General features: G+C 50.0%; 5 protein-coding genes. 3 read left to right on the top strand and 2 right to left on the bottom strand.

Annotation, left to right across the window (positions count from 1 at the left end):
* Window positions 1-83: 83 nt before the first annotated feature.
* Both nirD and nirB read right to left on the bottom strand, forming a co-directional pair.
* Window positions 84-437: a nitrite reductase small subunit NirD gene (gene nirD, locus ACOJS8_RS18135; RefSeq protein ID WP_420149959.1), complete on the bottom strand. Its 354-nt coding sequence runs from the start codon at window positions 435-437 to the stop codon at window positions 84-86.
* A 66-nt stretch (window positions 438-503) separates the two neighbouring features.
* A complete protein-coding gene (nirB, locus tag ACOJS8_RS18130; protein WP_420149958.1) occupies window positions 504-3,023 on the bottom strand; it encodes a nitrite reductase large subunit NirB in 2,520 nt (839 codons plus the stop codon).
* Window positions 3,024-3,301: 278 nt separating this feature from the next.
* Here nirB and cobA point away from each other — a divergent pair, with 278 nt between their 5' ends.
* The 3 genes from cobA to ACOJS8_RS18115 form a co-directional block, all read left to right on the top strand.
* The gene (gene cobA / locus ACOJS8_RS18125; RefSeq protein WP_420149957.1) at window positions 3,302-4,060 is read left to right on the top strand and encodes a uroporphyrinogen-III C-methyltransferase; all 759 of its coding nucleotides are present in this window, start codon (window positions 3,302-3,304) and stop codon (window positions 4,058-4,060) included.
* 363 nt (window positions 4,061-4,423) lie between these two features.
* Window positions 4,424-5,947, top strand: coding sequence for an alginate export family protein (locus ACOJS8_RS18120; protein ID WP_420149960.1), 1,524 nt, complete (start codon window positions 4,424-4,426; stop codon window positions 5,945-5,947).
* Window positions 5,948-6,073: 126 nt separating this feature from the next.
* A partial coding sequence (locus tag ACOJS8_RS18115; protein WP_420149956.1) for an MFS transporter occupies window positions 6,074-6,684 on the top strand: 611 nt, incomplete at its 3' end.

Here is a 6,684-nt window from a genome sequence, read left to right as displayed (position 1 = left end):
TACTGTCTTCTGTTTGCTGACGCATACGTTTTGATCTTTCGTCAGCCAACAGAAGACAGTAAAATGTAAACGTATCCAACTCATCAAATCCCTACATACACAATGCCATGTTCTACCCGAATCGGGAACGTATTGATTTTATATCCGTCGTCGTTCAGGCAATGGCCAGTTTTGAGCGAAAAGGTGCGTTTATGAAATGGACAAGCCACCTTCGGCTCTTCTCCCTGGCTACCAATCATACCCCGGCCAAGTGCCATCTGCTGGCGGTGCGGACATTCGTTATCCGTAGCGTACCACTCACCCCGACGGACAAAATTGAAAATAGCAATCTGCCGCCCGTCAATCAGTGCGCAGGCGCCCCCGTCTTCAGGTATATCTTCTACCCGGCAAGCTGCGTGCCAGGTGTGTTTTTCAGTATCTATAGTTAGTGCTTCCATTGATCTTATGAAGTTGTAGAGTTGTATTAAACAAACGTATCCACAGGCTTGAGCCCGTGGATACGTTTACGCCCATTCCTTTGCACGAACCTGATCGCGCATAGGCTCGAATTGTACGGTCGGGTCTTTCACTTCGGGCGCATTGACAAAGTGCGCGAATCGTTTACGGAGTTCGGGATTTTCGACCACTTCTTTCCACTCACACGCATACGTATCAACGACCAGTTGCATCTCGCGCTCCAGTTCATCGGCAATACCCAGTACGTCGTCAATTACAACGGCTTTGAGGTAAGTCATGCCGCCTTCCATTTTATTCAGCCACGTAGCGGTACGTGTCAGCGGATCGGCAGTTTTCACGTAGAACATCAGGAACCGATCGAGCAATTTGATACACGTTTCTTTATCGACATCGGAAGCAAGCAGTTGGGCGTGCTGGGGTTTAATACCACCATTACCGCACACATAAACGTTCCAGCCTTTTTCCGTAGCGATGATCCCGAAATCTTTACTTTGTGCTTCGGCGCATTCGCGCGTGCAGCCCGACACGCCTGATTTAAGTTTGTGCGGAGACCGTAAGCCTTTATAGCGGTTTTCCAGCTCTACTGCAAACGTAACGGAATCCTGTACGCCGTAACGACACCAGGTGCTACCAACGCAACTCTTTACAGTACGTAGCGATTTTCCGTAGGCATGTCCACTTTCGAAGCCAGCTGTAATAAGCTCTTCCCAGATTTTGGGTAAATCGCCGACGTGCGCGCCAAACAAATCAATACGTTGCCCACCCGTAATTTTTGTGTACAGACCGTATTTCTGCGCCACCTGACCCAGTACGATCAGCTTATCGGGCGTGATTTCCCCACCTGCTACGCGTGGCACCACCGAGTACGTACCACCCCGCTGGATATTGGCCAGAAAGCGGTCGTTCGAATCCTGAATCGGAGCTCGGTCCTGCTTCAAAATATTCTCGTTCCAAAGTCCCGCCAGAATGTTCGCTACGGCCGGTTTACACACTTCGCAGCCGTCCCCATGTCCAAAGGTGTTCAATACGCCCGTGTAGGTTTTGACGCCATTAATTTTAATCAGATCGAACAATTCCTGACGCGTGTAATCGAAGTGTTCACAGATGACGTTACGTACGTAAACGCCTTTCTGCTTCATTACGCCCTGAATCAGATCTTTTACCATAGCCGTGCAACCGCCACAACCGGTACAGGCTTTCGTCGACTTTTTCAGTGCATCAATGGTCGTGTTATCCTTCTCGTCAATTTCGTGGCAGAGCATGGCTTTGGTAACGGCCTCACAGGAACAGATCAGCGCATCGTCGGGCAGGCTCATGACACCGGCGCCCGCTTCTTCGCCCCCGCGCGATCCTAAAATAACATCTTCAGGGTCAGGCGGTAGAATGGTTTTGTTCTTGCAGGTCTGCAACAGCATATTATACTGTTCGGCGTCGCCCACCAGAATGCCACCCAGCAGATGTTTGCCGTCGGCCGATACGTTGATCCGTTTATAAACGCCCTTCGCTTTGTTTTCGTAAACGATGGTCCGGCAGGTTGGCTCACTGATAAACGGATCACCAAAGCTACCAACGTCCGTACCAATCAGCTTGAGCTTGGTCGACATATCAAACGGCTTAAACTCTTTGGTTTCGCCAATGAGTTGCGAGGCTACCACTTCAGCCATCTCATATCCCGGTGCCACCAACCCATAGATCATATGGTGCGCTACAGCACATTCGCCAATGGCAAAAATGGATGGATCGGACGTTTGCAATGCGTTGTCGACAATAACTCCTCCGCGTGGGTGCGTATCAAGTCCGGCGGCTTTAGCCAGTTCATCGCGTGGACGAATACCGGCTGAAATAACCAGCATATCGACATCCAGATGAGAACCGTCGGCAAACTGCATACCCGTAATACAGTCGTCGCCAGTTATTTCCTGGGTGCTTTTGGAGATGTGAATGTTTAGACCGAGCGATTCGAGCTGTCGCTGTAAAATGCCAGAGCCCGCGTCATCAATCTGCCGGGGCATCAGGCGAGGGGCAAACTCCACTACGTGTGCTTCTTCCATACCCAAATCCAGTAGGGCTTTGGCCGCTTCCAGACCGAGCAATCCACCACCCAGAACCGCTCCTTTTTTTGCCTTACGCGCGTACGATTGAATGAGCTCAAGATCTTCGATGGTTCGATACACGAAAACCCCGTCTTTCTCAACACCAGCAACTGGCGGTACAAACGCGCCTGAACCGGTTGCCAGAATCAGGTAGTCATAAGGCACTACAACGCCGTGGTGCGACCGTACTTCTTTCCGCTCCCGATCGATATCAACAATTGGATCGGTCAGATATAACGTAATACCATTGTCGGCGTACCATTCTACAGGCGCCAGAGTTAAATCATCCGCCGTTTTACCTGCAAAATAGGCACTCAGGTGAACACGATCGTACGCAACACGCGGTTCTTCCCCAAAAACCGTCAGTGTAAAGCGCGCGTTGTTTTTTTCTTTGGCTACCAATTTTTCGCAGAATTTGTAGCCGACCATGCCGTTGCCAATCACGACGACACGCTTGTTTGTGTGTGCATTCATAGTTAATAGTAACTACAATATTGTAAAAACCCTGTTTTATTATTGCACTTTACTAACAAAATAGCTATTCTCCCCTCAGAACAACCAAGTCAAAATTAAAAGGTGTTTTTATTAATTCCTAACTTTATATTCTGTTTATAGTTATTTTTTAAACACATTTTTTTGAAAAAATCTTGTTTTTAAGAATTTTGACTCTAATTTTGAACCACAGTATCACATAGTTGATTTTAACTATAAATAGTACATTTCTACTATTTCACCGCTAAAATGATAATACTATGCAGCCAAAGCTAACACTCGTGGGGGCGGGTCCCGGCGACGGCGAATTGATCACCTTGAAGGGGGTCAGGACGCTTAGGCAGGCCGACGTTATTTTATACGACGATCTTGCTAATGCTTCCTTGTTAGAGTTTGCTCCAGAACATGCTCTGAAGATGTACGTGGGCAAACGGGCCGGTAAAGCTTCCTTCTCGCAGGACGAAATCAACACGTTGATCGTCCGGTTGGCTCAGGAGCATGGCCATGTTGTTCGGCTCAAGGGCGGTGATCCCTACGTATTTGGGCGCGGCTTTGAAGAATTTGCCTATGCACGCCAGTATGGCATTTGCTGCGAAGTAGTGCCTGGCGTTTCGAGTAGCATTGGCGTACCGGCTTCACAGGGTATCCCGGTCACGAGCCGGGGTGTAAGCGAAAGTTTCTGGGTCATTACCGGCACGACCCGTAACGGCGAGCTCTCCGACGATCTGCGGCTTGCGGTTCAGTCGAAAGCAACCGTGATTGTGCTGATGGGCCTCAGTAAAGTTTCTGAGATATGTGCACTATACTGCCAGGCCGGACGTGGTCATTTGCCAATGGCGGTAGTGCAGAACGGAACGCGCGCCGATGAGCACTGCGTACTGGGCCAGGTCTGGAATATGCCGCAGTTACTAGCCGAGCAAGGCGTGGGGGCGCCTGCCGTGCTCATCATCGGCGAAGTCGTTACGTTGCATCCGTCGTATCTGGCGGAATGCCTGCGAAACGTCTCGATGGCGTATTGAAAGTTTACTGTTTTCTGTTTACCGTTTTCAGTTAGCTGACGCATCATCGCTTTGCGCAACTGAAAACGGTAAACAGAAAACAGTAAACTAAAAAAAGCCGATCCGGTGTGGGGGCACCTTTGGACCGGCTCAACAGGGTTTTGTTTATGCGAAAACACAAACGCTTCAAAGGAAATGAAAAAACGTACGTAAAGCAAATCTGCCTTTCGTGCCGATAGGGCCATCCGGTATGTTCACTCACCAGATTTATGTCGCCCAATACCGGCTTCTCTATTCGCTAATAATCTGACCAGCTTCCTCTTGGCAGGGGTTGGGTGCGTATTGCCAACATCGTTCATTTCCGACTTTCAATCATCAATCATGATGAACTCTCACCTCACGCGAGTCGCGTTACTGGGGTTATTCACACTGGGTTTACTACCTCAATTAAAAGCACAATTTTCGCTGATCGGACAGCTCCGAACACGTACTGAACTACGTAACGGCGTGGCCAATCTGCCCGTAAAAGGTGCGCCTTCAGCCGCGTTCACGTCGCAGCGGGCGCGCCTGACGTTTGGCTACAAAATGGACCGCGTTACGTTCGGAATGGCTGTTCAGGATGTACGCATCTGGGGACAGGATGCCTCCACCATTTCCAACGCCGACGGCAACAAACTGATGGTCCACGAGGCCTGGGCGGACATAGTGCTCCTGAACCGGGCCGACTCAACCATTGCCACCAAAGCCATTGATTATCTGTCACTTAAAATTGGCCGCCAGGAAATGATTTACGACGATTCGCGCCTGATCGGGAATCTGGATTGGCTCCAGCAGGGGCGTCGGTTCGATGCGGCTTTACTGAAAGCGCAGCATAAAGGCTGGTCGCTGGATCTGGGGGTTGGTTTTAACCAGAATACCGATGCATTTGGTGTGGCTGGTACCTATTATACGCCCGCTAACGTACCAACGTCGGCGTTGTCAACCCAAAACGTTACGTTGGTCATTCCGTCGGGTTTCCTGCCAACTACCGGAAAAGGCGGAGCACCAGTCGTTGCGAATGCAGTCAGTACGAATGGCCAGAACCAGCAATATAAGTCATTTCAAATGGCGTACCTGACGCGCAAGTTTAAGACGACAAAATTCTCGGCGCTGGTCTTCAAAGACGATTTTCAGAAATACCGAATCGATTCGATTGGGTCAGCTACGGCCGGCTACGTATATGGGCGCCGTTACGACGTAGCGGGTATCAACTCGCGCGTTACGTATGGGGCTATGCTGACGGGCGTATCGGGCAAAACGCTACCGATTGCCTGGCAGGTGTTTGGTTACTGGCAAAACGGGCGCGACCGCGACGGCCTGCAAATTAGAAAAGCGCATCATTACGGGGCAAACTTTATGATTCAGAAAGGTGCACTGAGCGTTGGACCGGGTTACGAAATTCTGTCGGGCAACAACGATGCAACGATCAAATCGGGCGAAACCAATCGCTTCGATCCGCTGTACGGCACTCCGCACAAGTTCTGGGGTTTGATGGACTATTTCTACGCCGGTACAGGCTCGCCTTCGGGCGGCTTAAAGGATGCGTATCTGAAGTTCAAGTACACGGGCAAACGCCTGAGCACTACGTTCGATGTGCATTATTTCGCGCTGGCTTCCACTACGTTCAACAGGATGCCCGACGTAGCACCCGCGACTCCCCTGGCATCGAAACTTGGCATAGAATACGACCTGGTTGCGAATTATAGCCTTAACAAATTCACTACGCTGGAGGCTGGCTACGCGATTATGAATGGAACCAATACGCTGGAATACACCAAACAGGGCACAATGAACCAGAAAGATAAAGTCGGCACATGGGCTTACCTGATGATCAACATTCGTCCGGATTTTTTTGCCGTGAAGAAGTAGCCCTGTGATGTCAGACTCTCACAGATGGTGTCGGTTTTGAGAAACCGCACGCGTCAGGTTTATGAACCTGACGCCACACTGAAAAGACTAAAACACTATTATCAAAATCTACAAACCTGAAACATCATGAATCTCAATAAACCACTTGAATCACTAAGCGTTCTCAGTTTCAAAGGCGTACAAATGCGCACCTTCCACATCACGTGGTTAACTTTCTTTGTCTGCTTTTTCGGATGGTTCGGCCTGGCTCCGCTTATGCCAGCTATTCGCGCCGATCTGGGTTTAACGAAACCACAAGTGGGCAATACGATCATTGCTGCTGTATCGGCAACTATTTTCGCCCGACTACTGGTTGGTAAGCTCTGCGATACATGGGGACCGCGTAAAACCTATACAGCGCTGCTCGTACTAGGTTCACTGCCGGTTATGCTCGTCGGGCTGGCGCATGATTACACTACGTTCCTGCTGTTCCGGCTGGCGATTGGTACCATCGGTGCTTCGTTCGTAATTACGCAGTTTCATACGTCGATGATGTTTGCCCCCAAAATTAAAGGAACTGCCAATGCCGTTGCGGGCGGCTGGGGTAACCTGGGCGGTGGTATTACGCAGGTGGTTATGCCACTGATTATGGCCGCTATCGTTGGGTTTGGTTATACGAAGCCCGAAGCCTGGCGTTTAGCGATGGTCGTACCGGGTGTAATGATGCTGGTGATGGCCTTTATTTATTACCGTTACAC

The organism is Spirosoma sp., from assembly GCF_048594605.1.
Lineage (GTDB): Bacteria > Bacteroidota > Bacteroidia > Cytophagales > Spirosomataceae > Spirosoma.
Note: the sequence above shows the minus strand (reverse complement) of the source record. Positions and strands in the feature narration are given on the sequence as shown.

Coding starts and splice junctions, on each gene's coding strand:
- nirD (WP_420149959.1), bottom strand. CDS start 437: ATGGAAGCACTAACTATAGATACTGAAAAACACACCTGGCACGCAGCT.
- cobA (WP_420149957.1), top strand. CDS start 3,302: ATGCAGCCAAAGCTAACACTCGTGGGGGCGGGTCCCGGCGACGGCGAA.
- ACOJS8_RS18120 (WP_420149960.1), top strand. CDS start 4,424: ATGAACTCTCACCTCACGCGAGTCGCGTTACTGGGGTTATTCACACTG.
- nirB (WP_420149958.1), bottom strand. CDS start 3,023: ATGAATGCACACACAAACAAGCGTGTCGTCGTGATTGGCAACGGCATG.